The organism is Haemophilus parainfluenzae (genome assembly GCF_003252755.1).
Classification (GTDB): domain Bacteria; phylum Pseudomonadota; class Gammaproteobacteria; order Enterobacterales; family Pasteurellaceae; genus Haemophilus_D; species Haemophilus_D parainfluenzae_N.
In genome coordinates, this window is record NZ_QEPT01000001.1 from 336332 (window position 1) to 360093 (window position 23762).

At 39.1% G+C, this 23762-nt stretch carries 19 protein-coding genes; 8 read left to right on the forward strand and 11 right to left on the reverse strand.

Features of this window, described 5'->3' with window-relative positions; genetic code table 11:
- The first annotated feature begins 79 nt into the window (after positions 1–79).
- The 4 genes from DPV95_RS01620 (at position 80) to rnb (ending at position 4940) form a co-directional block, all read left to right on the forward strand.
- The gene (locus DPV95_RS01620; protein WP_070853077.1) at positions 80–1015 is read left to right on the forward strand and encodes a Kdo(2)-lipid IV(A) acyltransferase; all 936 of its coding nucleotides are present in this window, start codon (positions 80–82) and stop codon (positions 1013–1015) included.
- Positions 1016–1264: 249 nt separating this feature from the next.
- The gene (locus DPV95_RS01625) at positions 1265–2020 is read left to right on the forward strand and encodes a Nif3-like dinuclear metal center hexameric protein (protein WP_111406538.1); all 756 of its coding nucleotides are present in this window, start codon (positions 1265–1267) and stop codon (positions 2018–2020) included.
- Positions 2021–2105: 85 nt separating this feature from the next.
- Positions 2106–2894 (forward strand): SDR family oxidoreductase, encoded by a 789-nt coding sequence (locus DPV95_RS01630; protein WP_005635869.1) that lies wholly within the window; start codon positions 2106–2108, stop codon positions 2892–2894.
- A gap of 66 nt (positions 2895–2960) precedes the next feature.
- Positions 2961–4940 (forward strand): exoribonuclease II, encoded by a 1980-nt coding sequence (gene rnb / locus DPV95_RS01635; protein ID WP_111406539.1) that lies wholly within the window; start codon positions 2961–2963, stop codon positions 4938–4940.
- Between the two features lie 206 nt (positions 4941–5146).
- Here rnb and DPV95_RS01640 read toward each other — a convergent pair whose 3' ends face one another.
- The 3 genes from DPV95_RS01640 to malQ are packed head-to-tail and all read right to left on the reverse strand — an operon-like array spanning position 5147 to position 11396.
- On the reverse strand, positions 5147–6811 hold the full coding sequence (locus DPV95_RS01640; protein ID WP_111406540.1) for a PTS transporter subunit IIBC: 1665 nt from the start codon (positions 6809–6811) through the stop codon (positions 5147–5149).
- Positions 6812–6821: 10 nt separating this feature from the next.
- The gene (locus DPV95_RS01645; RefSeq protein WP_111406541.1) at positions 6822–7613 is read right to left on the reverse strand and encodes an endonuclease/exonuclease/phosphatase family protein; all 792 of its coding nucleotides are present in this window, start codon (positions 7611–7613) and stop codon (positions 6822–6824) included.
- A 9-nt stretch (positions 7614–7622) separates the two neighbouring features.
- A complete protein-coding gene (gene malQ, locus DPV95_RS01650) occupies positions 7623–11396 on the reverse strand; it encodes a 4-alpha-glucanotransferase (protein WP_111406542.1) in 3774 nt (1257 codons plus the stop codon).
- A gap of 195 nt (positions 11397–11591) precedes the next feature.
- Between malQ and DPV95_RS01655 the strand changes: the two genes are divergently transcribed.
- Positions 11592–12305, forward strand: coding sequence for a UTRA domain-containing protein (locus DPV95_RS01655; RefSeq protein ID WP_049367404.1), 714 nt, complete (start codon positions 11592–11594; stop codon positions 12303–12305).
- A gap of 78 nt (positions 12306–12383) precedes the next feature.
- On the opposite strand, the gene tehA is transcribed toward DPV95_RS01655, so the two are convergent.
- Positions 12384–13328 (reverse strand): dicarboxylate transporter/tellurite-resistance protein TehA, encoded by a 945-nt coding sequence (gene tehA, locus DPV95_RS01660; RefSeq protein ID WP_049367403.1) that lies wholly within the window; start codon positions 13326–13328, stop codon positions 12384–12386.
- A 156-nt stretch (positions 13329–13484) separates the two neighbouring features.
- Entirely contained in the window at positions 13485–14774 is a 1290-nt protein-coding gene (serS, locus tag DPV95_RS01665; protein WP_049367402.1) for a serine--tRNA ligase, read from the reverse strand.
- A gap of 238 nt (positions 14775–15012) precedes the next feature.
- Between serS and DPV95_RS01670 the strand changes: the two genes are divergently transcribed.
- Positions 15013–15231, forward strand: coding sequence for an HP1242/YdcH family protein (locus tag DPV95_RS01670; protein ID WP_049367401.1), 219 nt, complete (start codon positions 15013–15015; stop codon positions 15229–15231).
- Positions 15232–15283: 52 nt separating this feature from the next.
- Here the strand turns inward: DPV95_RS01670 and DPV95_RS01675 are convergent, their stop codons facing one another.
- Positions 15284–16162 (reverse strand): DMT family transporter, encoded by an 879-nt coding sequence (locus DPV95_RS01675; RefSeq protein ID WP_049367400.1) that lies wholly within the window; start codon positions 16160–16162, stop codon positions 15284–15286.
- Positions 16162–16962: an HI_1241 family integral membrane domain gene (locus DPV95_RS01680; protein ID WP_049367399.1), complete on the reverse strand. Its 801-nt coding sequence runs from the start codon at positions 16960–16962 to the stop codon at positions 16162–16164. The genes DPV95_RS01675 and DPV95_RS01680 overlap by 1 nt, the downstream gene beginning before the upstream one ends.
- Before the next feature lie 132 nt (positions 16963–17094).
- Between DPV95_RS01680 and DPV95_RS01685 the strand changes: the two genes are divergently transcribed.
- Positions 17095–17757 carry a trimeric intracellular cation channel family protein gene (locus DPV95_RS01685; protein WP_111406543.1) on the forward strand — a complete coding sequence of 221 codons (663 nt, stop codon included), beginning with the start codon at positions 17095–17097 and terminating at the stop codon, positions 17755–17757.
- 15 nt (positions 17758–17772) lie between these two features.
- Positions 17773–19026: a glutamate-5-semialdehyde dehydrogenase gene (gene proA, locus DPV95_RS01690; RefSeq protein ID WP_111406544.1), complete on the forward strand. Its 1254-nt coding sequence runs from the start codon at positions 17773–17775 to the stop codon at positions 19024–19026.
- A 66-nt stretch (positions 19027–19092) separates the two neighbouring features.
- Here the strand turns inward: proA and DPV95_RS01695 are convergent, their stop codons facing one another.
- From DPV95_RS01695 to lpxM, 4 genes are all read right to left on the reverse strand, one after another.
- Positions 19093–19941, reverse strand: a complete 849-nt coding sequence (locus tag DPV95_RS01695) for a DUF808 domain-containing protein (RefSeq protein WP_049374003.1) — start codon at positions 19939–19941, stop codon at positions 19093–19095.
- A gap of 39 nt (positions 19942–19980) precedes the next feature.
- Positions 19981–22125 carry a DNA polymerase III subunit gamma/tau gene (dnaX, locus tag DPV95_RS01700; protein ID WP_111406545.1) on the reverse strand — a complete coding sequence of 715 codons (2145 nt, stop codon included), beginning with the start codon at positions 22123–22125 and terminating at the stop codon, positions 19981–19983.
- Positions 22126–22141: 16 nt separating this feature from the next.
- Positions 22142–22684, reverse strand: a complete 543-nt coding sequence (apt, locus tag DPV95_RS01705; RefSeq protein WP_049367393.1) for an adenine phosphoribosyltransferase — start codon at positions 22682–22684, stop codon at positions 22142–22144.
- A gap of 113 nt (positions 22685–22797) precedes the next feature.
- Entirely contained in the window at positions 22798–23757 is a 960-nt protein-coding gene (lpxM, locus tag DPV95_RS01710) for a lauroyl-Kdo(2)-lipid IV(A) myristoyltransferase (RefSeq protein WP_049367392.1), read from the reverse strand.
- Positions 23758–23762: the final 5 nt, after the last annotated feature.

The following is a 23762-nucleotide window of genomic DNA, read 5'->3' on the forward strand; positions in this document are numbered from 1 at the left end:
GAATAATAAAAATTTGGCGCAATTTTACCACAACTCAAATTTGCGATAAACTACACGCCGAACTAACCAGAAAAGAATTATGAAAAACGAAAAACTCCCTCAATTTCAACCGCACTTTCTAGCCCCAAAATACTGGGGATTTTGGCTTGGTGTGGCGATTTGGCGAAGCCTTTTGTTACTTCCCTATCCAATTCTACGTCATATCGGCAATGGCTTAGGCTTGCTTTTCTCAAAATTAAAAGTGGGAAAACGTCGTGCGGCGATTGCCCGTCGAAATCTTGAGCTCTGCTTCCCTGAAATGCCCGATCAAGAACGTGAAGCTATTTTGCAAGAAAACTTACGTGCTATTGGGATGGCGATTATTGAAACCGGCATGGCATGGTTTTGGTCTGATGCTCGCATCAAAAAATGGTCAAAAATTGAAGGGTTAAATTATTTAAAAGAAAACGCCAAAGACGGCATCATATTTGTAGGCGTCCATTTTCTTACACTTGAATTAGGCGCGCGTATTGTGGGCTTACATCATCCTGGCGTAGGCGTTTATCGTCCCAATGACAATCCTGTATTGGATTGGTTACAAATCAAAGGTCGCTTACGTTCAAACAAAGACATGCTGAATCGAAAAGATCTGCGTGGTATGCTCAAAGCCTTACGTAAAGGTGAAACCATTTGGTATGCGCCCGATCACGATTACGGCAGAAAAAATGCGGTATTTGTGCCTTTCTTTGCAGTAAAAGAAGCCGCAACTACGACAGGCAGTTATTATCTGCTTAAATCTGCACCAAATTGTAAAGTTGTCCCTTTTGCTCCATTGCGTAATAAAGACGGCTCAGGCTATACGGTCAGTATTTCTCCACCAGTGGATTTTTCCGATCTTTCAGATGAAACAGCAATCGCTGCAAGAATGAATAAAGTTGTGGAAAAAGAAATCTTAAAAGGCGTGGAACAATACATGTGGTTACACCGCCGATTTAAAACGCGTCCAACTGAAGATGAGCCAAGTTTGTATTCATAAGTGCGGTTGATTTTTTATCTGTTTTTGAATACTAAAACGACATATCGAAAAATAAGGAAAATTTCCTTATTTTTTTCTTGATCTTTATATAATTAAATATATAATGAACTCGTTTTAAGGTTTTAGATAGTAAACTTGTGTTATGACAAACACACTACTGGCTAGTGCATTCCCCCCACTCCTTTTGCACTAGCCATTTTTTTTTAAATCCCTTACCATATCTCACCTTTTTCTTTTCTCTCAAAAATGATGAACAATCTAGAACTTGAACGTTTACTAAACGAAAAACTTAGCACAGACAGAATAAATGATTACGCCCCTAACGGTTTGCAAGTAGAAGGTAAAGCAGAGATCAAAAAGATCATCACGGGTGTCACCGCAAGCCAAGCTTTGATTGATTATGCCGTTGCACAACAAGCTGATGCGATTCTTGTCCACCATGGCTATTTTTGGAAAAGCGAAAATCCGTGTATTCGTGGCATGAAAGGCAAACGCATCAAAACCTTACTTGTGAATGATATCAATTTATATGGCTACCATTTACCTTTAGATATTCACCCTGAATTAGGTAACAACGCAAAACTTGCTCAGTTATTAGGGATTAGCGATCTTCAACCGTTAGAAAATAGCTCAACCAGCATTCCTGTTTGGGGAACGTTAAAAGATTCCGTTACCGCTGAAGAATTTGCGTACCGTATTGAACAAGTGCTTCACCGTAAACCGTTAATTTGCACCGAAAACGGACCGCACTTAATCCGTAAAGTAGGCATTTGCACCGGTGGCGGACAAGGCTATATTGATTTAGCGGCAGCACAAGGTTGTGATGCCTTTATTACCGGCGAGGTTTCGGAGCAAACAATTCACTCTGCTCGTGAGCAAGGTATTCATTTCTTTGCAGCTGGTCACCATGCAACAGAACGCTACGGAATTAAGGCATTAGGTGAATGGCTAGCGGCTGAATATGGCTTGGATGTAGAATTTAAAGATATTGATAATCCCGCCTAACTGGTACAACGTGTGATTGATTGCCGAAAGCACACAAAACAAGTATAATCTCGTCGATTTTTTTAACTCAAACATAGGAAAAAATATGGGTTTCTTAACTGGTAAACGTATTTTAGTAACAGGTCTTGCAAGCAACCGTTCTATCGCTTACGGGATCGCAAAAGCAATGAAAGAACAAGGTGCTGAACTTGCTTTCACTTATTTAAACGATAAATTACAACCGCGCGTAGAAGAATTTGCAAAAGAATTTGGTTCTGACATCGTCCTTCCTTTAGACGTAGCGACCGATGAAAGCATCCAAAACTGCTTTGCAGAATTAAGCAAACGTTGGGAAAAATTTGATGGTTTCGTACACGCTATCGCATTCGCACCTGGCGATCAATTAGATGGCGATTACGTAAACGCAGCAACTCGTGAAGGCTACCGTATTGCTCACGACATCAGTGCTTTCAGCTTCGTTGCAATGGCACAAGCGGCACGTCCTTACTTAAATCCAAATGCGGCGTTATTAACCCTTTCTTACTTAGGTGCAGAACGCGCAATTCCTAACTACAACGTCATGTGTTTAGCGAAAGCGTCTCTTGAAGCAGCAACGCGCGTAATGGCAGCGGATTTAGGTAAAGAAGGTATTCGTGTGAATGCAATTTCTGCAGGTCCAATCCGTACTTTAGCGGCATCAGGGATTAAAAACCTCAAGAAAATGCTTGCCACATTCGAGAAAACCGCAGCATTACGCCGTACTGTCACTATCGAAGATGTGGGTAACTCTGCAGCATTCTTATGCTCCGATTTAGCATCTGGTATTACTGGTGAAATCGTTCACGTAGATGCAGGTTTCAGCATCACCGCAATGGGCGAATTAGGCGAAGAATAATTTTTCGTACAATCTATTTTTAGGCAGGCTTTTCAGTCTGCCTTTTCTCTTTTTTTAAATATAACTATGTTCCAAGATAATCCATTACTCGCACAACTTAAGCAACAAATCCACGACAGCAAAGAACACGTTGAAGGCGTGGTAAAAAGTACTGATAAAGCTTATGGTTTTTTAGAGTGCGATAAAAAAAGCTACTTTATTGCCCCGCCTGCGATGAAAAAAGTAATGCACGGTGACAAAATCAAAGCCACCATTGAAAAGCAAGGCGATAAAGAGCAAGCTGAACCTGAAGAATTAATTGAACCAATGCTCACTCGCTTTATTGCCAAAGTGCGGTTCAATAAAGACAAGAAATTGCAAGTTTTAGTTGATCATCCAAGTATCAACCAACCCATTGGGGCACAGCAAGCCAAATCCGTCAAAGAAGAATTACAAGAAGGCGACTGGGTTGTAGCAAATTTGAAAACGCACCCATTACGTGATGATCGCTTTTTCTATGCCACTATCAATCAATTTATCTGCCGTGCTGATGATGAATTAGCCCCTTGGTGGATCACATTAGCACGTCATGAGCAATCTCGTCATCCTGTGCAAGGTGCAGAAAGTTATGAAATGTTAGATCAACAAACATGTGAAGATCTGACCGCACTTCATTTTGTCACTATTGACTCTGAAAGTACTCAGGATATGGACGATGCACTTTACATCGAACCTATCGAGCAAAATGGTACGCAAACCGGCTGGCGATTAGTCGTTGCCATTGCGGATCCCACAGCTTACATTGCATTAGATTCACAAATTGAAAAAGATGCCAAACAGCGTTGTTTTACCAATTATTTGCCAGGCTTCAACATTCCAATGCTACCACGTGAATTATCTGATGAATTATGTTCATTAATGGCAAATGAAACTCGTCCTGCATTAGTGTGTTACATTGAAACAGATCTTGTCGGTAACATCACAGCGAAACCACGTTTTGTGTCCGCTTATGTACAATCTAAAGCAAAATTAGCCTATAACAAGATTTCAGATTATTTAGAACAAGTACCGGATGCATGGCAACCGGAAACACCTGAAATTGCCCAACAAATTGATTGGTTACATCAATTTACTCAAGCGCGTATTCAATGGCGTAAAACGCATTCTCTTTTATTTAAAGAGAAACCGGACTACTCCTTTATTCTCGCTGAAAATGGCAAAGTGAAAGAAATTAAAGCGGAATATCGTCGTATTGCAAATCAAATCGTGGAAGAATCCATGATCATTGCCAACATTTGTGCCGCTCAATTCTTAGCGGAGCATGCACAAACCGGTATTTTCAATACACATACTGGCTTTGATAAGAAGTTCTTAGAAAATGCCCATAATTTCTTAATGGCAAATTTAGCCAATGAAGAAAATCAAGCTGAACTTGCTGAACGTTATTCAGTGGAAAATTTGGCAACCTTAAAAGGTTATTGCCAAATGCGTCATGATATTGAACCAATTGAAGGTGACTATTTAGAATTCCGTTTACGTCGTTATTTAACCTTTGCGGAGTTTAAATCCGAACTCGCTCCACATTTTGGGCTTGGATTAGAAGGTTATGCGACCTGGACATCGCCTATCCGTAAATATTCCGATATGGTGAACCATCGTTTAATTAAAGCCGTGCTCACACAGCAAGCTTGTGAAAAACCACAAGATGAAGTGCTTGCTCGCTTGCAAGAAGCCCGTCGCCAAAATCGCTTGGTTGAGCGTGATATCGCAGACTGGTTATATTGTCGCTATCTTGCTGACAAAGTCGCTGAAAATGCTGAATTTGATGCAGAAGTGCAAGATGTGATGCGTGGCGGTTTACGTGTTCAATTATTAGAAAATGGTGCATCCATGTTCGTACCAGCTTCCACGTTGCATCCAAATAAAGATGAAATGCAAGTGAATGCTGATGAATTAGCACTGTATATTCAAGGGGAACGCCGTTACAAAATCGGTGATTTGGTGAAAGTGAAACTTACCGAAGTACGAGAAGAAACTCGCAGTATTATCGGTCAATTAATCATTTAATGACCACTTCCCTCTATCTAGAAATACCGCTCGTTACACAACGGGCGGTATTTTTTATAGCACCAAAGTTGTGACAATATTTTGTACGTTGATAGTATCAAATAAAAGGATTCTTGGGATAGATTGAAGATGAGCAGTATCGAGATGAGGTATTTAGATGATATCCCCGCCTTGAAGGCGGGGATAAAATAGATATTTAGGTAAAATTACATTTTAGGAATGTCAACGCCAGATGAAAGCACATCTTGAATATCGGATTTTAAGACATCTGCTTTTGGTCCATAAATCGCTTGGATACCAGAACCTTTCACGATAAAGCCCATTGCACCCGCTTGTTTCCAGCTTGCTTCATCACCCACTAAATCTGGATTATGCACGGTGATACGTAAACGTGTCATACAAGCATCAACATCTGCAATATTATTACGTCCACCAAGTAAGTTGATGATTTGAATAACTTGCGCGCTAGCATCCGCCACTTTTGGCTCATTGCTAGAAGCTTCATCTGAACCTTTTGCATCATAGTTACCATTACGGCCTGCTGTGGCAAGATTAAATTTCTTAATCATAAAGTTCGCGATAAAGAACATAGCCACTGCAAAGAGGATTGATACCCAAATAAAGTTGAGCACATCCATACCAATGCCGGCTTTAATCGCCATTGGTGTACGCGTTAAGAATTCAATGTTACCGAATGAATGCACACGTAAGTCAACAATATCTGCCATGGCGAAAGCACAACCTTGTACTAACGCATAAACAATATAAAGCGGTAATGCAACAAACATAAACATGTATTCGATTGGTTCAGTCACACCTGTTAAGAACACCGCAAGTGCAGAAGAAAGGAAAATACCTTTATAGAGTTTTTTCTTGTCTTCATCCACATTGATATACATTGCGAGGGTCAAGCCCATTAAGATACCGGTTGAACCAATCATTTGTCCTACTTTAAAGCGAGCAGGTGTCACAGTTGAAAGAAGTTCGTTATATTGCGTTAAATTACCTGCATCTTTAAGGTTGATTAAGTCAGTCACCCAGGCAAGCCAAAGTGGATCTTGACCAAATACTTGTTTACCTTGTTGTGCACCGGTTAAGAACTCATAAGTACCGCCTAATGAAGTGTAGTTCATTGGGATGGTCAACATGTGGTGTAAACCAAATGGAAGCAATAGACGCTCTAAGGTACCGTAAATAAATGGTGCTAAAATTGGTGCTGAGTTTTGTGAGTTAGCAATCCATTGCCCAAAATGATTAATACCGGTCTGAACTAAAGGCCAGAATAATGATAGGAAGATCGCCACTAATACAGAACGATAAATAACAACGAAAGGAACGAAACGTTTACCATTAAAGAATGTCAGTACTTCAGGTAATTTACGGAAATTGTAGTAACGGTTAAAAGTTGTAGCACCCACAAAACCGGCGATAATACCAACGAACACACCCATATTTAACGCAGGTTGCCCAAGCACATTCACAAAGTAATTCGCCACAGGAATTTCACCGGCCAATACTGTACTTACATGTGCATTTGGATCCGCTAGCATTTCAAGTTTCACACCGAAAAAGTTACCGGTAATTAAGTTAATTAAAATGAAAGCCAGGCCTGCTGCAAATGCACCACCCGCACGCTCATTTGCCCAGCTACCACCAATCGCTAAAGCAAATAATAAATGAAGGTTACCAATAATCCCCCAACCAATTTGGGCGATAATGTTTCCAACAAGCGCTAGCCATTCCGCATCGCTAATCAAAGGCAGTGAGTTACCAATACTCACCATTAAACCCGCGGCTGGCATCACAGCAATCACAACCATTAGGCACTTACCGAATTTTTGCCAAAATTCAAAACTGAGCATTTTTTTCATATTGATTCTCCTACAAGATGAGAGCTACTTCTACGCCAAAATGGTCGGAAACAATCGGTTTATTTTTACCATTAAAAATAACCTGACTGGATAAAACCCTTTTTGCTTGGTTTAAAAAAATATAATCTAATCGCTTTTCTTCACTATGGCCTTTCCAACCGTCAATCGCTTTCTCCACAGTGATACCGCTATCCTTCTGCTCTGCCATTTCAAACGTATCAAATAAACCTAAGGATTTAATCTGCTGGTAAGCTTGCTGATCGCTTATTGCATCAGTATTGAAATCACCCATCAGGATTTTAAGATTCGCACTTTGACTTCTCTCTACAATATAACGAACATTATCAAGTTGGTTTTCACCATCACAATTTGGCAAATTGATATGGCAAGAATAACATTCAATTAACTGGCCTTGATATTCTACCGTCAATCCAATGATTTTACGCGAGAGAATCGAGTCTAGACGTTGGTGTTGGCTACAATAGAACGCATCAACATCATAAACAGGCAAACGCGTTAGAAATGCAATACCTTCATCATATTTATCGTAACCAATATGCGAATTGCTCCAAAAAAGCGAGTATTTCTGTGCAACGCGTTGATTGATTTTATTTAACAGAATGACACCATAGTTATCTTGCTTTAACGTTGGCGAAATAACAGGAGCCGACATCAATTGATTAACCTCTTGTAAGGCAACGATGTCATAACCCTTTTCCACAATAGTCTCAGCAAGAATCTCTATTTTTTCCGCTTGGTTAGCTTCTAACCAAGCGTGTACATTCAGGGTAAGTAGTTTCATTGCTTCCCCTTAGCCCTCACAATGCCAAATATCTGCATTATATTGAGCGATAGTGCGGTCAGATGAGAAGAAGCCCGCTTTTGCGATATTGTGCACCACTTTCTCATTCCAACTATCTTGATCTTCATAATCGGCTAAGATTTGTTCTTTCGCGTCGACATAAGCATTAAAGTCGATTAACGTCATAAACCAGTCTTTATTTAATAACTCGTTATAAAGACGTTCTAAACGTGTTTTATTTCCTAATTTCACTACTGCAGGATTCAGAATAAAATCAACCGCTCTTTTAATATCTTTGTCGTTTTCATAATACTCTTTTGAAACATAACCCGCTGTTTCATAAAGTTTAATAATGCTTTCTGAATCTTTACCGAATGTATAGATATTTTCAGCACCTGCTAATTCTGCAATTTCAACATTAGCCCCATCCATTGTGCCTAAGGTTAACGCGCCATTAAGCATAAATTTCATATTACCTGTACCAGAAGCTTCTTTAGAGGCAAGTGAAATTTGTTCTGAAATATCGGTTGCTGGAATCAGTTTTTCTGCCACGCTCACATTATAGTTTTCCACCAAATGTACGTTTAAATACTTGTTCACTTTAGGATCATTATTGATTAACTCAGATAAACAAAGAATTAAGTGAATAATATCCTGTGCAATCACATAAGCAGGTGCAGCTTTTCCGCCAAAAATCACCGTAATTTTACGTTTTGGTAATTTGCCTGCTTTAATTTCTAAGTATTTATGAATCACATAAAGCGCGTTCATTTGTTGGCGTTTATATTCATGGAAACGCTTAATTTGCGTATCAATGATTGAGTTTTCATCTAACTCAATACCTTTATTTTCTTTAAGGTACGCTTTTAGCGCTAATTTGTTTTCAAACTTAATTTTCGCTAATTGTTGATGAACCTTTTTATCATCTTTAAAGGATAACAATTTCTCTAATTTCATTGCATCATGCAAATACTCATCACCAATCAATTCTTTAATGTAAGCCGCTAATGCTTGGTTAGAAAACTCTAACCAACGACGGAAGGTAATGCCGTTTGTCTTATTATTGAATTTTTCAGGATACAAAGCATAGAACGCTTTAAGTTCTGAATTTTTCAAAATCTCCGTATGTAACGCGGCAACACCATTCACAGAATTTGAAAAGTGAATATCCATATGTGCCATATGCACACGTTTTTGTTTATCAATAATTTGTACGGCAGGATCTTTATATTCTGCACGCACTAATTTATCTAATTTTTTAATGATCGCCACCAAATGCGGCACCACTTCATCTAGATAATCGAGCGGCCATTTTTCTAATGCTTCAGCCAAAATGGTATGGTTTGTATAGCCCATCATATTACGTATGATTTCAACCGCTTCAGCAAACTTAATTTTATGTTTTTCGGTTAATAAGCGAATTAATTCAGGAATCACCATTGAAGGGTGTGTATCATTGATCTGTACATACGCATAATCCGCTAAATCATGTAAGTTACTACCACGCGCAATCGCTTCATCAATTAATAATTGTGCCGCATTTGATACCATGAAGTATTGTTGATAAATACGTAATAATTCCCCATTTTTATCTGAATCATCTGGGTAAAGGAATAAAGTCAGATTTTCTTCAATCGCGGTTTTATCAAACTCGATACCTTTTTTAATTAGTTTAGGATTCACTGATTTAATATCAAACAAATTGAGATAGTTCTTCGTGTCTTTCTTATAACCTAAAATATCAATACGATCTAATTTAGAGGTTAATGTAAATTTCTTAAATGGCACTTCATAACTAATATCCGTTGGAATTAACCAAGAGTTATCCTCAATCCAATCATTAGGCTCTGCATGTTGTTCATTCTTTTTGAAGACTTGTTTGAACAAACCATAATGATAATTTAAACCTACCCCTTCAGCATTTAAGCCAAGGGTAGACATTGAATCAATAAAACAAGAAGCCAAACGCCCTAAACCGCCATTTCCTAAAGACGGTTCTGGCTCAATATCTTCAATATGGCTTAATGATTTACTCGCACTTTCTAATTCCTCTTTAATATCTTGATACACACCAAGGTTAATGAGGTTATTAGAAAGTAATTTACCGATTAAAAATTCTGCTGAGATATAGTAAACCTTACGTTTACCCGTGTTTTTAGGTTTATCTGCAGCAAGTGCTTTTACGTAATTTAATAATTGAATATAAGTTTCTTTATCACTTAATTGCTCAAGCGATTTATTGGTTTCATTTTTTACAAATGTACTAAATTTAATCATTGGATTTTCCTGATTAGCACGTTGATATAACGTAGTCATTTTGGCCAAAAAGTCTTTTTTATCTTGCGTTAAGTCAGATTGCTGCATTCTCCATTGCCAGTTTCCACCAATCGTTGAAGGAACATTCATTCTTGAACTCGTAGGCAAATCTAAAACATCTTGCATTGTGGCAATCGCCGTATTGCTAACCGTTGCAAAGAGCTGACGAATCATGGCCTGACAAATCGATTCATCCTCACTACGATGTGTATAATCATTAATATATTGTTGCTGTTGTTCAGTCAGACCGTTATACCAACCATTAGTCACATCGTTATCATGTGTACCGGTATAAACAATGGAATGCGGGATGCAATAATGCGGGCTATCTAAGCTTTTGCCGCTGACATCTTCAAAGCCAAATTGCAGAATCTTCATGCCTGGGTAATTACAATCTGCAAGCAGTTTTCTTGCTTTATCATCAATATTACCTAAATCTTCGGCAATAATCGGTAAATCACCCAATTGCTCTTTAACGGCTTTGAATAAATCATAGCCGGGACCTGGTTGCCAACTACCATATTTGGCAATATCGGCTTTTCCATCCACTTGCCAATAATCGGAAAAACCTTTGAAATGGTCAATGCGGAGTACATCATAAATCTTGAAGCTTTCTTCAATGCGATGAATCCACCAAGCATAGCCTTGTTTTTTATGCTCTTTCCAAGCGTAAAGAGGATTGCCCCAAAGTTGCCCCGTTGCACTGAATTGATCGGCAGGAACCCCTGCGACAAAAAACGGATTACGTTCTTTATCTAATTGGAAGAGTTCTGGTTTTGTCCAAACTTCCACGCTATCTGCAGCCACGTAAATCGGCATATCACCGATAATCTTAATGCCTTTTTGATTCGCGTAATCTTTTAATTCGCCCCATTGTTTGAAGAAGAAATATTGCGTTACTTTAAAGTACTGAATTTGCTCCGCTAACATGGTGCGATATTTTTCTAATGTTTTTGGATCTCGAGCCACAGCTTTTTTATCATCCCATTTTTGCAATGCTTGATTGCCAAAATGCTCTTTAATTGCCATAAACTCAGCAAAATCATCCAACCATAAACGATTGCTTTTCTCGAAGTGTTTGAAATCAGCTTGGAATGATTGATTCTCTAAAAAATTTTTCACGGCTATTTCTAAAATCGGACGGCGCGCATAGAAGACGCGCTCATAATCCACGCTAGTTGGATCATCACCAAAATTGACTGATGCATAATCAGCTTCTTTCAACAAGCCCATTTGGGTTAATAGATCAAAATCAATAAGATGAGTATTACCTGCAATTGCAGAGAAAGATTGATAAGGTGAATCACCATAACTGGTGGTAGTAAGTGGAAGAATTTGCCAATAAGTTTGTTTAGTTTCAACTAAAAAATCGACAAAATCATAAGCCGATTGCCCAAAGCTACCAATTCCGAATGCATTTGGTAGCGAGGTAATGTGCATAAGAACACCACTTGAACGAGTAAGCATAATATTTCCTCTAGGAAGTTATCATTTTGGCTCATTCTAACCTAACCGTATTTTTATGCAACAACTTATACGTAAAAGTTTAGAACATTTTCGTAAAAGAGTGACTAATATCACATTTTATACGTATAACATTTATGATTTTATGATATGCTATGACGACACCTATGGAACCAACGATAGATAAAAGGATTAAAAATGAGCAAGTATAAGCAGGTCTATAATGAGATAAAGACCCAAATTAACAATGGTAATTTAGCGCCATTGCAAGAGCTTCCGAGTGAAAATGAACTCATGCAAAGCTATGGTTTTTCTAAAGATACTATTCGAAAAGCGCTTTCCTTACTTGAAATTGATGGCTATATTCAAAAGCAACAAGGCCGAAATTCAATTGTTTTAGAGCATGACTTATCTAAACCACAAATGCTTTCTGAAATTAAAACCGTTAGCGAATTAAATAGTGCCTTAACACACCACGTAAAAACGACATTAACCAGTTTGTATATTGTGCAAGGTGAAGAAGAGTTAATGCATATTTTTAATGTCGATGATCAGATCGATTTCTACCGCATCAGTCGCCTGCGTGAAATTGATGGTGAAGCCGTTGAATACGAAGTTTCTTATTTTGATCGCCGCATCGTGCCTTTTATTAGCCGAGAAATCGCTGAGCACTCTATTTATCACTATTTAGAAAACGAATTAAAATTAAAAATTAGTCACTCACAACGGAAAATTGTCTTTCGTTATGCAAATGAAGAAGAAAAAAAGGCGATCGATCTTGGTGAGTATGACATGGTTGTGAATGTGACGAGTACCACTTATTTGGCTGATGGTCGACCGTTTCAATATGGGAGTATTAGCTATCGACCAGATAAAATTGCATTTACATCAACAGCAAAACGACATGTCTAGTTTTTGTAAATGATAGGTTGTTATTTAAAAAATTCATAAAAAAAGTGCGGTCATTTTTAACCGCACTTTTTATTTAAGCTATTTTAACCAAAATTGTCCTTTGAAAATTTTTCCTAATGTCATCAGCACCAAACCGCTCATCATCAAGTTAGCAAAGATAAATGCACCGTTTGCCAATCCGCTCAGTACGTTATGATGAACAAAAGAAACAGCTCCATTCGCTAAAGAAGCTAATCCGAATGAAAAAGCCCAGAACCCAATATTCAGTCCTTTTTCACTAATCCAAGGGAACAAACGAATTAAAAAGAACATTTGTAAAAAACCGTATCCCCATAAGAGTTTAACGAAAAGATCGATCTCTCCTCCATTAAGCGATAAGTAAGCTGACGATCCTACAAATGCCGGTGCGAGAATGATCCCCATGGTTGGACGAAATTGTGGTTCAATCTGCAACACGCGTAAACGTTGGAATAACACAGGTTCATAAATAATCCAAGCAATCATCCCTGCACCTAAGAACAAATAGCCTAAATCTTGATAGCCTAACAAGGCTAATGATGAGGCACTTGTAAAGTTAGTCGCCACAGAGGGCAAATAAAAAGGTGGCAGTGTCGATTTTTCCTCAAATGTGCCATCTTTCCATAACGCACTAATACGCACTGAAGCAAACAATAATTGCCCAATTGTCCCGATCCAAATTAATCCCTCACCAATAAGAGGAAACCAACGATACAGAACATCCCCGCTTAACATCGTTGTAATCGGTATTAATGCGAGAAAAGAAAAACGTATCGGACAACAATATTCATCTCGTACTTCTTGAGAGAAATAAATCATTTTATAAATATAGAGCAAGACGAAAAGTGCCCATACTGAAACAGACGTTACGCCAATAATATCACTCACATTTCGAGAAAAAGAGAGCGTATCGCCCATATGCAACCAGGCTAAAGATAAAGCGCTTAAACCTAATGGAATCGCAAAATACCCTGTTGGTAATGGAAATGGTCGTTTATCAGTCATTATTATTCTCCTAAAAATTGATACCTTATTAGATTACCTGTAAATGCGTGAATATGGTTGTGGATTTATCTCAAAGACTAGAATAAAAATCTCATTTCTCGAAATGAAAGAAAGGGCTAATAAATATTAGCCCTAAATTGAATTCTATATTTTTGATTATTTGCAGATCACTTCTAATCCGCCCATGTAAGGACGTAATGCTTCTGGCACCGTAATTGAGCCGTCTGCATTTTGGTAGTTCTCAAGCACGGCCACTAATGTACGACCAACTGCTAAACCAGAACCATTCAATGTGTGTACTAAGCGGGTTTTCTTATCCCCTTTCGCTTTGCAACGTGCTTGCATACGACGTGCTTGGAAATCCCACATATTTGAGCAAGAAGAAATCTCACGGTAAGTATTTTGTGCAGGCACCCACACTTCTAAGTCGTAAGTTTTGCAAGAACCAAAACCCATATCTCCAGTACAAAGTAAGACTTTACGATATGGTAGATTTAAAAGCTGTAATACTTTTTCTGCATGGCCGGTTAATTCTTCAAGCGCTTCCATTGATTTATCTGGATCGACGATTTGTACCATTTCTACTTTATCGAATTGATGCATACGAATTAAACCACGGGTATCACGACCATACGATCCCGCTTCAGAACGGAAACATGGTGTATGTGCGGTCATTTTGATTGGCAATTCTGCTTCATCAATAATTACATCACGTACAAGGTTAGTCACTGGCACTTCCGCTGTTGGAATTAATGCGTAAGGTTGCTCACCTTCTAAAGCTAAAGTATGGAATAAATCTTCACCAAATTTTGGTAATTGGCCTGTACCATAAAGGGTCACATGGTTAACTAAATAAGGCACATAGGTTTCTAAATAGTCATGTTGTTCGGTATGAAGATCTAACATGAATTGTGCTAATGCTCGGTGCATTTTAGCAATTTGACCTTTCATTACCGCAAAGCGCGCACCTGCTAATTTAGCCCCTGCAGCAAAATCTAAACCATTGGCATCTTCACCTAATGACACGTGATCTTTGATCTCAAAATCAAAGGTACGCGGTGTCCCCCAACGTAAAATTTCTTTATTTTCAGTATCATCTTTACCTAATGGCACTTCATCTGCTGGAAGGTTTGGAATGCTTAATGCGATTTGATTGATTTCTGCTAACACCGCATCAAGTTGGGACTTCGCTTCGTTAAGCTGTTCGCCCATGTTATCCACTTCAGCCAATAATGGTGCAATGTCTTCACCACGTGCTTTTGCCGCACCAATGGCTTTAGAACGCGCATTACGCTCTGCTTGTAATGTTTCAGTTTTTACTTGTAAATCTTTGCGTTGTTCTTCTAATGCGGTAAGTTTTTCCGTATCAAGAATAAAGTTACGTTTTACTTTTAATTTTTCTGCTACTTCAGCCAGATTATTACGGAGTAAATTTGGATCGATCATTGGAATTCCCTATTTTTCATTATGAAACAGATACTTTTATTCTAGCGTGCTTTGAGCAAATAAACCAGTTAAAACCCTGATTTTTCTTTTATTAATCTCGTCAAAAACATCCCATTTTATGACCGCACTTAGCCATGATTTAATTTTGTGATCTCTGTCAAATTCTGAGAATGAGACACTAGAAATAGCAAAAAAAAGTTCTATAATGAAAATGAACGTTAACCAAGAGGAGTAACCAATGTTTCCTGAATTTCGCGATTTAATTACTAATCTCAAAAATAAAGATGCTTATTTCGATCGCTTGTTTGAAAAACACAATGTGTTAGACCAAGAGATCAAAAATAGGATTGATAACATAGAACTCGCTACTCATACGGAAATTGAGAACTTGAAAAAAGAAAAATTACGGATTAAAGACGAGCTCTATCAATACTTGAAAAAGAAAGCAGCTGAGTAATTTGGTTTAATGTGAAGACAAAGTGCGGTGAAATTTACCGCACTTTTTTGTTTTAAGTGGTTTTGTTTTTTTGAGAGCCCAGATAAATCGCCACTAATGTCAGCACTGCCCCCGCCCATTGCCAATGATTGATGGGCTTATCTAATCCAAAATAATCAATTACGAGCGCAACCACCGGTTCAGAAAGAAGCAACAAACCGGTTAAACCTAACGATAAATAAGGAATGGTATAAGCAATCATGCCCCAGGCGACACATTGCATCACAGCACCATAAATGAAGACTAATCCCCAATCGGTGAAAGTGGTAGGATAGAGGTTATCGGAATTAAAAATTAGCGAAGGAATAATTAAGACGAAAGCACCACTCAAACTCAAAATAAACATTAACGAAAATAAAGCGGTGGGTTCTTCTTCGTGCACCTTTTTAATCATAACCATTGAGGCTGCAAGCATACCTGCAGAAATGAGCCCAATGATAATGCCGTACATCCCTTCAAAATTATGTTGTAGTTCTTCCCCTGTGATTAAGACAACTCCCACAACCGCTAAAAATAGACTTAACATTTGTAGTTTGCTTTGACGTTCGCCAAAGAATAAATACCCAATTGCCGCCAAGAAGAAAATCTGCAAGCTATTCAACAAGGTTGAAATGCCTGGCCCCACCGCATATACACTTTCATGCCAAAAAGATAAATCAAAGGCTAAAAAGATACCGGATAATACGGCATACATGATCGCTTTACGGCTTTTCGGGAAACGCTGTCTTTTTAATTTCATTAAGAACCAGAAAATAAAAGAGGCAATAAGTAAACTCCAAAATGCAATGGCATAACCACCCACTGGCACAAACTTAACAATCAGGCTTCCTAAACCGAATAGTACGCAGCCCACCACTAACATCGGGGCGGCATAAGATTTTATTTTATCCATTAAATAAACATCGCCCAAACAGCTAAACTCGCCGCCATAAAGAACAAAATGAGTAAGCTGTTATAACTGAGTTTCCATTTATTGACACTGTGTAAAAGCAATACCCCAGCTATTATTAAATGAAGAACAAAATAAATACCATATGCGAAAACACCATCAAAACTGACCACACTTACCCCTTGATAAATAATAAAAATCAGCACAGCCAACGCATTAAGGGCAAGTAATAAAATCATCAATAACGGCAGTAACGCAATAAAACCTTGCAGACGATTACGAGAAACAGACAAACATAAATTCGCTAATAATACGCCCATTACCGATTGTGCTAGTGGATTATATTGCACTAAATTCGGTGTTGGATTGCCGAAGAAAATCATCAAATAGGCAATGACACCAAACCCACTCACCAACGATGCCATTAAGAGAAAACCACGGCTAGCGACTTCATCTTTAGGTTGTTTCCATACTGCATATACAGCAGATAATCCGCATAAGCTGACAATATCAGTCATCACGTAATGATGTGGTGAGGCTAAACTCATCCCTAGCCAAACGAACCAATAAAGTGCAAAACAAGCATTTGCTTTGATTAAACGTCCACGCTGCCCTGGGCAAATTTCCCCTTTAATAAAGGCAACTAAACAAAGCAATTGGGCAATCAGCACGCCAAAGGCTAAATGAGGAATCAATTTTTCAGCAAGTTGCAAAGATTCTATAAAAAACTCGATCATTAATAGCAACCCAATTGGCAAGATAGCAAGAAATGCGGCCAAGGGTTTGGATTGTTCTTCTGACATAAAATTCTCGATTAGGAAAAGAAGGCGTCATTATGCCAAAATTTACGGCTTTTTTTAATGGCTTTCGTGCATTTTGCCTCATTCCCTTTTAAAATAAGCAAAATGATAACCGCACTTTAGGAACCACAAAAAATGCTATTAAGCGTACTTTATATTATTGGAATTACCGCCGAAGGAATTACCGGCGCATTAGCCGCTGGACGAGAAAAAATGGATATTTTCGGGGTAATTATTATCGCCTGTGTAACGGCGATTGGCGGTGGTACAGTACGCGATGTATTATTAGGGCACTACCCTGTTGGCTGGGTTAAACATCCTGAATATTTCATCATGGTAGCTGGTGCAGCTGTATTAACCGTTTTTATCGCGCCCTTCATCAAACATTTTATGCGCTACTTTCGCACCATTTTCTTGGTATTAGATGCTTTAGGATTAATCGTGTATTCCATTATCGGCGCACAAATTGCCATTGATATGGGTTATGGTTTTACCGTGACATCCATTGCAGCAACGGTGACTGGTGCATTTGGTGGTGTATTACGTGATTTACTTTGTAACCGCATTCCTCTTGTATTCCAAAAAGAACTTTATGCGAGCGTGTCGTTCTTCTCTGCTGCTATGTATATGGCATTCCAATACATTCAATTAGATCATACATTTACGATTTTACTGACTTTATTCAGCGGTTTTGCACTGCGTTTACTTGCTGTTCGATTTGGCTGGGGACTACCTGTTTTCGATTTCCAAGAGCAAGAAGATGAAACAAATGATAAATTACCGAAGAAAACAAAATAATTAAAAGGAATAATTATGTTAGAACAAATGGGCAAACAGGCTAAAGATGCGGCCTTTATTTTAGCGCAGTTAAACACCACTGAAAAAAATCATGCGCTCAGTATTATTGCAGATCAATTAGAACAGCAAGCGGATCGTATTCTTGCGGCGAACCAAAAAGATATTGAAATTGCAAAACAAAATGGCTTATCAGAAGCATTAATTGATCGTCTTTTATTAACCGAAGATCGCCTAAAAGGCATTGCGAATGATGTGCTCCATGTGATTTCGCTCGCGGATCCTGTGGGGAAAATCATTGATGGTGGCACCTTAGATAGCGGATTAAAGATCGAACGAGTCCGTACTCCGCTTGGCGTGATTGGTACCATTTACGAAGCACGTCCTAATGTGACTATTGATGTAGCGAGTCTTTGCTTAAAAACCGGTAATGCCGTAATTTTGCGTGGTGGAAAAGAAACACAACATTCCAATCAAATTTTGGTGGAAGTGGTACAAAATGCCCTTGAACAAGCGGGATTACCACGCCATGCAGTCCAAGCTATTACGGATCCGAATCGTGAACTTGTGATGCAACTGCTTAAATTAGATCGCTATGTGGATATGATTATTCCTCGTGGCGGTGCAGGTTTGCATGAGCTTTGTAAACAACATTCTACCATTCCAGTGATTGTTGGTGGTGTGGGCGTTTGCCATCTTTTTGTGGAAGAAAGCGCTGACCAAGAAAAAGCTCTTGCGGTGATTGCGAATGCAAAATGCCAACGTCCAAGCACATGTAATACGCTGGAAACGCTGTTAGTTCAAAGTTCAATTGCTGATGTTTTCCTACCAAAACTCGCGAAATATTTAGCCGAGAAAAAAGTAAAATTCCATGCAAAATCGACCGCACTTTCGATTCTTCAAGCTGTAAATGTTGATGTGCAAGAAGTGACTGAACAAGCACTACGCCAAGAATGGGGCTCATTGGATCTCAATGTTGTGGTCGTTGAAGATATGGATGCGGCAATTGCTCATATTCGTGAATATGGCACGCAACATTCAGAAAGTATCTTGACGGAAAATCAACGACTAGCCACTCAATTTATCAATCAAGTAGATGCGGCAGCCGTGTATGTTAATGCAAGTACTCGATTCACCGATGGCGGACAATTTGGTTTAGGTGCAGAAGTGGCGGTAAGTACTCAAAAACTTCATGCTCGAGGCCCAATGGGATTAGAAGCCTTAACCAGCTATAAATGGGTTTGTGTTGGCGATTACACTTCTCGCAAATAATCTGTTCCATCCATAAAAAAACCGCACCTTGAAACAATCAAAGTGCGGTTATTTTTTATCTCGTTTTTAGTGTTTACCGAATAATTTCATCGCGGGCAATACAATCGCACAAGCAATCGCGCCTACAATCACACCCACGACTAACGTTGCCACATTACCTAATAAGCCATCTGCTAATTGATAATCAGCGAGCAAATGATGAATGAAATCCACATTATGTACAAAAATACCGCCACCGACTAAGAACATCGCAAGCGTACCGATAAAACTAAGTGAACGCATAAATTTTGGCATAATCACTAAAATTGCATTCCCGATTGACTTCGCCACACCACCTTTTTTGATAAGGTATAAACCGAAATCATCCGCTCTAACAATCAATGCGACCAAGCCATAAACAAAAATAGTAATTCCGATACCGACTATCGAAAGAGAAATGATGCGAGTGAGCAAGCTCGCTTCGGTTAATTCGCCCAATGCAATAATAATAATTTCAGCAGAAAGAATAAAATCCGTACGAATTGCCCCTTTAATTTTAGCGGCTTCATTAAAGGTTGTTTTTTCTTCGTGCTCTTCATGGGCAATAAATTTATGCAGAATTTTCTCTACACCTTCAAAACATAAATATGCCCCACCAATCATCAGAAGTGGCACGATCAACCAAGGTAAAAATGCAGAAAGCAGTAAAGCAATTGGAATTAAAATGACTTTATTGACTAACGATCCTTTGGTTACTGCCCAAACAATGGGTAATTCACGCTCGGAAGATGCCCCTGTTACCTGATTAGCATTTAAGGCTAAGTCATCACCTACTACACCAACGGTTTTCTTGGCTGCTATTTTGGTCATCAAGGCGACATCATCAAGAATCGATGCAATGTCATCAATAAGAGTAAAAAGAGAGCTAAACGCCATATTTTTCCTTTATAAAGTTAAAATTTAGAGAAATGAGTTTTAGACTGGTCGAATGCTTTCAACATCCAACTTCGCATCAAACTCTTTTTGTAATAAAAGCAGTTTTTTATCTTGCTGTAAATCCGTACGTGCCTGTTCACGTAAGTCTTGATAAACCTTTTTACGGTAATCCATCGGTGTTAAAACATCGGAATCTTCAACAAAAATCGACAATTTGACTGGTTTTTCATATAAACGTTCAAGATGTTCCACTAAATTTTTAATATTTCGATCTTGTTTTAAATGCGCTTTTTCAGAATGAAGCCCGAGTTGAATTTCATCTTCTGTTTGAGACTTAATGAAGCAATTTAATGCCAACTCTTTTGAAAAGCCAATCACGCCTGAACGTTCGACAATATCCGTCCAAGGATCTTGTTTTTGCGTAATTTGAATAATTTTCTCACGCAACTCTGGTGTCACATCTTTCAACATTGCCTGTTTAATATCAGAAGGACGCACACCGCTATCCACCTTGGCTAAATCCGGGTTGCTCCACTCCCAACGATAGGTTTCCGCATCCAGAATTTCTTGCTCTTCCGCATCTATTTCAGCATTGTCATCAATAGTATTTTCAACCGTCTCAATACTTTGCTTTAACTTGTCAGCTTGTTGAGTCATTGGATTTGGTACCGCGGCTTTCGTTTGCGTAGCTTTCGGTGGTGTCATCTCTCGCACGGGAAGTGCGGTCATTTTAGGCGCGTTTTTTTGCTCGTCTAACTCTTGGAGATGATGCAAGGTTTCTTCCACCGCGGCTTGCTGTTCATCATGATGATGTTGGCGCTCTGATTGCTCAATTTTCGTTAATTGATTCAATGCCTCTAGCGCAGCAAGGCTAGCCAAATTCAATGAAGATGTGGTTTGAGTGGAAACTGGTTGAGAAGACGAGGAATGCACAACCGCCGCTTGAGCCATCGGCTTTTGTGCTTGAGCAGAATAATTTGCTTTGATGTTTTGCGACAGCACCGGCATATCCACATAACCAGAAACAGGCTGATTTTCAACCGCACTTTTCTGTGTATTTTGTTCAGGGGATAGCCCGCCTTGTTTAGGCGTTTGTGCTGCCGTAAGGAACTTTGGGTGGAATGCCAATGCCCTCAATAATGTCATTTCGGCACCAATTCGACGATTTGGTGCGGAGGCCAATTCTTTTCGACCTGATACAATCACTTGATAGAAAAATTGTACGTCTTCCGGTGAAATATGTTTGGCCAGAAAACCTAAGTGATCGTTTTCATCTGTGGCATTTTTAGCAAGTAACTGCATTAACGCGATTTGATGCAATTTCTCAGCTGTTTCTGCCAATAACTCATCCCAATCACCCGCTTTTTCAGCCACCGTTTGGATGGTTTTCATTAAACGCTCACCGTTACCTTGATGTAAGGCGTAAATGATTTCAATCGGCTGATCTTCATCTAACAACCCAAGCATGGTATTCACCACATCGGTGGAAACTTTACCGTTGCCCATGGCAATCGCTTGATCCGTTAAACTTAAGCTATCACGAATACTGCCCTGTGCAGCTTTGGCTAATTTATCTAGTGCTGGCGCATCAAAAGGAATATTTTCTGCAGTAAGCACGCGATTAAGATGCGCTGAAATTTGCGGTTCATCTAATGCTTTGAGATGAAATTGCATACAACGGGATAAAATCGTAATCGGTAATTTTTGAGGATCCGTTGTAGCGAGTAGGAATTTCACATATTCAGGTGGTTCTTCCAAGGTTTTTAACAACGCATTGAAAGAATGGCGAGAAAGCATATGGACTTCATCGATAAGATAGACTTTATAACGCCCTACTACCGGCTTATATTGCACATTGTCTAACAGCTCACGCGTATCTTCTACTTTGGTACGAGAAGCCGCATCGATTTCAATTAAATCAATAAAGTTGCCTGCTTCGATCGCTTTACAGTTTTCACATTCACCGCAAGGATCGGCAGTGATACCATTTACGCAGTTCAAGCCCTTCGCAAATAAACGAGCAATAGAGGTTTTCCCCACGCCACGGGTGCCGGAAAATAAATAAGCATGATGTAAACGGTTTTCTTTTAAACCGTTTTCCAAAGCAGTGAGTACATGGCTTTGCCCCACTACTTCAGAAAAGTTTTTTGGTCGCCATTTTCTGGCTAAAACTTGGTAGCTCATCGCATCTCTTTAAAAATTAATGGCCTTCAAAATTGACTAAGGTGTAGCAATCGATGCCTAAATCACGTAAGCGTTTTTCGCCCCCTAAATCTGGTAAATTAATTACAAAAGCTGCATGTTTCACATCACCACCTAAACGTTGAACTAATTTCACGGTGGCTTCAACTGTACCACCCGTTGCTAACAAGTCATCAATGATTAACACATTATCACCTTGTGAAATGGCATCAGTGTGCAATTCAAGGGTGTCTTGACCGTATTCTAACTGATAAGACTGTGCAATCACTTCACGCGGTAATTTGCCCGGTTTACGAACGGGGATAAATGGCAAGCCTAATGCTAATGCAACTGGCGCACCAAAAATAAATCCACGAGACTCAGTACCAATTACTTTTGTGAGTCCTTGATCTTTATACTTTTCAACGATCAAATCGATTGTGGCTTTAAAAGCAGCAGGCACTTCAAGTAAACTCGTAATATCACGGAAAATAATGCCTTCTTTTGGATGATTTGGGATAGATTTGATAGAAGATTTGATTAATTCAAGTTGTTTGTTCATAAATAATTGCTCAAAAAAGAGTAAGAAAAAATCCTGTTTTTAGGCTCGCATTCTAGCATATAAAAATGCAAAAGTGCGGTGAATTTTGACCGCACTTTTGTAAATAAGATGAATTAATCTGGGTAAATATCTTCCCCGTCTTTTCGAGTACGAAGAAGCTGTAAAATCCAGACATATTGTTCGGGTGTTGGCGTAACGAAATACTCAATTTCTTCGTTCATCGCACGGGCTGATTGCTCAGGATCGTCGCTTAATTGCATCGGTGGGCGAATTTCCATTTCATACTTGCCATTCTTAGCGTTATAGCGTGGGAACATTGGAATAACCACCGCTTTCGCTAATTTTGCCATTTTGTTTAACCCAGGAAGCGTTGCCTTATAAGTAGCAAAGAAATCCACAAAGACACTTTGCTCGGCTCCAAAATCTTCATCAGGAAGATAATACCCCATTTGGCCTTGTTTGATGTGTGCTAAAAACGGCTTAATACCATTTTGGCGTGCATGCATTTTTCCACCAAAACGTTGACGCGCTAAAGTCCACAACCAGTCTACCAACGGATTTCGGTGCGGGTTATACATTGACGTCATCGGCATGCCGTGTGTATGCAAAATAATGCCAGAGGCATCAATCGCCCAACCATGTGGCACCATCAAAATGATGTTATGCCCTTCGGCTTTGGCTTGTTTGATATGCTCAAGACCAATGAATTCACTGCGTTTTTGTAAATGTTTTTTAGAACGAATGGCAATTTCACCAATACCAAGCATGACTTGTGCGACCGTCACAAACATCTCTTCAATCACTTTTTCACGCTGCTCAGCCGTCCAATCTGGGAAACAGAGTTTCAAATTAATCTCGGCACGAATACGTGGTTTACCGATTTTTTTCGTCAGCGCACGAGCCAGTTTCTCGGCCATTTTATCGCGTAAACGAAATGACACAAAAGCAAGTAACAAAAGCACAAAAATACCAAGCCAAATGCCCCAATTTTTCGGGTGCAAATATGACCATGAAAAATGTGGTTCATAGCCTGTTCGTGCCGTAATACGTAATTTTTTTTGAGAATCTGTCATAATCA